This window comes from Micromonospora sp. NPDC047074 (assembly GCF_040643815.1).
In the GTDB taxonomy this organism is placed as follows: domain Bacteria; phylum Actinomycetota; class Actinomycetes; order Mycobacteriales; family Micromonosporaceae; genus Micromonospora.
On record NZ_JBEYVB010000086.1, the window covers coordinates 1 to 1955 of the forward strand.

The window sequence follows — 1955 nt, forward strand, 5'->3', positions numbered from 1 at the left end:
GTCGGGCGCCGTGTCGTAGGAGTTCGTGGGCGAGGTGGTTGGACCACTCGTCGAGCTGCCGGTAGGTCAGCGCACCCGCCCCGTCGACGACCGCCACGGCGTCGGGCTGCCGCAGGGCCGTCTCCGTCACCAGGCGCGGCACGCACCCGTCAAGGGTGGCCCCGACGGCGGTACGCCCGGTGGCGGCCGCCATGAGCCGCTTCCGCTGGGTGTCGGTGACGGTCTCGACGGTGGACAGTGGGCGGTCGGGTTCGGTGAGTACGGCGGTGACCAGGGCGCGGTAGCTGTCGGCCAGGTCGGCGATCGTCCCGGGCTCGTACAGCTCGCGGGCGTAGTTGAAGAACACCTCGACGGCGTCGGTGCCCACCTCCGTGTGGACCGTGAGGTCGAACTTCGCGGCCCCCGCGACGGCCGGCAGCGGCCGCATCGTCGCGGTGTGCAGCGGCACGGCCTCGTCGGCGATACCTGTGACGTTCCCACCGGTGAAGACGGTTTGGATGAGGGGTGGGGTGTGTCGGTTGCGGGTGGGTTGGGTGTGTTCGACGAGTTTGTCGAAGGGGATGTCCTGGTGGGTGACGGCGTGCATGAGGACGGTGCGGGAGTGGCGGAGGAATTGGCGGAAGGTGTGGTGGGGGTGGATGTCGACGGCGAGGGGGAGGGTGTTGACGAAGAAGCCGATGAGTTTTTCGGCGTCGGGGTCGGTGCGGCCGGCGAGGGGGGTGCCGATGACGACGGGGTTCTGTGTGGTGTAGCGGTGGATGAGGAGTTGGAATGCGGCGAGGAGGATGCCGAAGGGGGTGGAGCCGGTGTGGGTGGCGAGGGTGTGCAGGGTGCTGAGGGCGTGGGTGGGGAGTTCGGTGCGGTGGACGGCGGTGGGGCCGGGTGTGGTGTCGGGACGCGGCCGGTCGGTGGGTGGGTGGCAGATCGGTGGGGCGTCGCGGAGTCGTGCGGCGAGTTGGTGGAGGTGGTCCTGCGCGTCGGTGGTTTCCCAGCGGTGGCGTTGGCGTTGGGCGATGTCGGCGTACTGGGTCTTCAGGGGTGGCAGCGACGGGGGTCGCTGGTGGATGAGGTCGGTGTAGAGGTGGTGGAGTTCGTTGTGGAGGAGGTTGACGGACCAGCCGTCGAGGACGATGTGGTGCCAGGTGAGGCAGAGAATGTGTGTGGTGGGGGTGAGGGTGAGGATTTGGCAGCGTAGGAGTGGACCTGCGGTGAGGTCGAAGGGTTTGTCGAGTTCGCTGCGCAGGATGGTGTGGATGTGGTGGTCGTGGTGTCGGGGGTCGATGTGGGTGAGGTCGTGGCGGGTGGTGTGGTGGTGGGGGGTGGGGTGGATGACTTGGTGGGGGATGCCGTCGTGTTCGGTGAAGGTGGTGCGTAGGACTTCGTGGCGGCGGGTGATTTCGGTGATGGCGTTCTCGAGGTGGTCGAGGTTGATCTCGCCGTCGATGTGCCAGGCGGTCTGGGTGTTGTAGGCGGTGGAGTTCGGGTCCAGGGTGTGCAGGAACCACAGTCGTTGTTGCGCGAACGACAACACCCGGCCCGGCACGGACTGCCCGGGAGCGACCCGGGCGACCGGGTCTGATCCGCCCACCTCGCCGCGTTCCACTGTGCTCGACGAGTCGGCCGGCGTCGTCCCGGCCCGCAGCAGGTCGGCCATGGCGGCCACGGTCTGCGCCTCGAACACGATCGTTGCCGCGACCGGCACCCGGAGCTGTTCGCGCAGCCGGGCAGCGATCATCGTGGCCTGCATGGAGTGCCCGCCGAAGGCGAAGTAGTTGTCGTCGCGGCCCGGCGCCCGACCGATCACGTCGGCCCACACCTCCGCCACCTGCCGCTCCAGGTCGTCGCGGGGAGCCTCGCTGCGGGTGGTGGTGTCGGGTGTGGGGAGGGCGGTGCGGTCGATCTTGCCGTTGCGGGTGAGGGGGAAGTGGGGGAGGGCGATGATGCTGTGGGGGACG

General features: G+C 69.0%; 1 protein-coding gene. It reads right to left on the reverse strand.

Features of this window, described 5'->3' with window-relative positions:
* Positions 1–1955 (reverse strand): condensation domain-containing protein (locus ABZ809_RS34465; RefSeq protein ID WP_357566850.1); only part of this gene is annotated, 1955 nt, incomplete at both ends.